Source organism: Methylomonas sp. BG-2, assembly GCF_057766305.1.
Genome location: NZ_JBYMAP010000409.1, coordinates 1 through 1,991 on the forward strand (window position 1 = coordinate 1; position 1,991 = coordinate 1,991).

At 52.3% G+C, this 1,991-nt stretch carries 2 protein-coding genes; both read right to left on the reverse strand.

Features of this window, described 5'->3' with window-relative positions; genetic code table 11:
- On the reverse strand, positions 1-379 hold a 379-nt coding region (locus tag AC3B8H_RS20725), incomplete at its 3' end, for a phosphatidylinositol-specific phospholipase C domain-containing protein (RefSeq protein WP_488443410.1).
- A 501-nt stretch (positions 380-880) separates the two neighbouring features.
- The gene (locus AC3B8H_RS20730) at positions 881-1,882 is read right to left on the reverse strand and encodes a hypothetical protein (RefSeq protein WP_488443411.1); all 1,002 of its coding nucleotides are present in this window, start codon (positions 1,880-1,882) and stop codon (positions 881-883) included.
- Positions 1,883-1,991: the final 109 nt, after the last annotated feature.

Below are 1,991 nucleotides of genomic sequence, written 5' to 3' on the forward strand. Positions count from 1 at the left end.
AGTCGTCGACCGTATCCAGCACATCCTGGAATGTGGCATTTTGGGTAATAATGCCGTGCGAAATGACAAAACTATCGTTTTTATGCCAGCAACGTATATCCAACGCGCGTATGCCTGAGTTTAATTGATCAGCCAAACTCATTGACTGAGTTTGCACAATATCGCCTCCGTAACGGGCCATGGAATCGTGGGTGCCCGGCAGCGAGAGTTGACTGAGCTTTAAAGTATCCGGCAGGTTTTTCATCCACTGCTCATTATTATAGACACCAATATAGGCATCGTGAGAATAAGCCGCCGTATCGATACCTGAAAATACGTTGCCGCTGAAGCAGGCAATACCGGCAAAGGTTAAAGCAGCGAAAATGGATTTTAGTTTCATGGTTGGATCCTCATATTGACGTTTTAAATTAAATATTGATTTGGAACTGTCGATATATGAGGGGCAAACGCTGTGCCAAAAGCTCAAAATTATTTTAAATGGATGATTTACCTGGAAATAGTTAAATTCGCTATTGAACAAAATCGATATGCTTGCGGATTTGGGCTACGATATTCAGTAGTGATGACGAAATATCGTAACCGGAGCCTGTCGCTGATGGGATTCGAAGCGAATGGCTCCGGTTACTCTGAAAGTTGTTGGGCGGAATCCGAACCCACCGGTGTCGGAACGCCACTAATCCTCCTCCCACGCCGGTCTTTTCCGCCCTCCAAAGCGAGATCCGACCTTGATCGTGACGCTGAAAGCCACTGAGGCGGCGCCCCTTCGGCGGCACGAGGACATCGCTCCCTCGGATTGTTTTTATTGGCCGGCCAGCGCTGGTTTGATGAGCAGTCGATCAATAACCTAATGCGAGTCGCTAATGTCAACGACACCCTTGCGTCAGTGCGGTGTCGTGTAATAGGCAATGATCTTATCGGCGGTGGACTTGGCGCCGGCATCGCCGGTCAGCGCAGCGTAGTAATAAAACGACAGCGCAATGTTTACGTAGGAGATGCCTTTTTCGACTCCGAGAAATTTGTCGCCGCCGGGGTAGACCCGGCTATTGCCGTCGGACAGGATTTCGCCGCTGGGTTTGATGCGGGTTTGCTCCCAGGCGATTCCCGAACTTATCGCATCCCACAACCTTTGCCTGATCGCCGAGTCCGCCGGATCGGCATTCAGGTACAGAATAAACAAACGAAACAAGCTAACGCCCTGATAGCTGCTGTCGTAACCGTCCAATTCCGGCAACACCCCATTCGGCCATTGGGCGTTCAAACCCAATTCGGTAAACCCGATACCGACATCAATCGCATCCTGGCGGTGCAGAGCGCGTCCCACCAAATAAAAGCCGGCCCCGTCGTAATATAAGTGATTGGAAAGCGGCGTATCGTAGTCGATCAACAAATCCTGCTGGGTTAACAGCCAGTCGATCGATAGATCCGCCTGTTCCTTGATCAGGTCTATACGGCGGCGCAGGTCGGCGGTGTCGGCGCTGCTTCGAAACCAGGCGTTGCCGTCCAGCAAAATCAGCGAGCGGCCAAGCTCGCTGAAAAAGAATGTGGTCGCGTCGGCGTAATCTTGCGGATAGGGTATTAAATTGGCCGGCAGAGTCGGCGGAACCACGATTGGAAACGAGCCGTCGGGATTTTGATGGTCGAAGGCATATTCCAATGCCTTGATGCCGGATTCGAGCACGCTGGCGTTACGCAGATACAAGCCGCGCACGATAGTCCAGGTCACGCCGTCCTGAAAGCGCACCGAGAAGTAGCCGGCGCGATTTCGCTGGAGCGCGCCTTGTGCATCCGGTACCGCTAATCCGGCCAGCCGATTGATCAGCGTCGCGTTAAAGGATTTCAGCAGCGACCATTCGTTCGCGTTGGGCATGGCGTAAATGCTCATCCGGGTAGCCGGGCTATTGAGCGCGGGATCGCTTGCCGCGACCGCGCAGCTGAAAAGCGACGTTATGGCAAACAAGACAGAAACCAACGGATTTTGGGACATGTCATCT

Coding starts and splice junctions, on each gene's coding strand:
- AC3B8H_RS20730 (WP_488443411.1), bottom strand. CDS start 1,882: ATGAGCATTTACGCCATGCCCAACGCGAACGAATGGTCGCTGCTGAAA.